1 pseudogene is annotated in these 212 nt (G+C 73.1%); it reads left to right on the forward strand.

What is annotated here, in order from left to right:
- Positions 1–212: pseudogene (locus G3N99_RS41350) on the forward strand (RNA 2',3'-cyclic phosphodiesterase); the annotation flags it as partial.

The following is a 212-nucleotide window of genomic DNA, read 5'->3' on the forward strand; positions in this document are numbered from 1 at the left end:
TGCGATCGAGCGGGTGTGCTGCGATGAACTGGCCGCGTGCCTGCCGGCGCTCGCGGCCGCGCATGCACTGCCGTTGATGCCGGTCGAACGGATCGCGTGGTGGCCGAGCCTGCCGCGCGCGCGGCTGATCGTCGCGGAACTGGCCGCCGAGCCGGCGTGTGCGGCGTTGAACGTCGCGCTGTCGGCGAAGTTGCGCGAGCTCGGCGTACCGG

Source organism: Burkholderia sp. Ac-20392, assembly GCF_017104585.1.
GTDB classification, from domain to species: Bacteria; Pseudomonadota; Gammaproteobacteria; order Burkholderiales; family Burkholderiaceae; genus Burkholderia; species Burkholderia lata.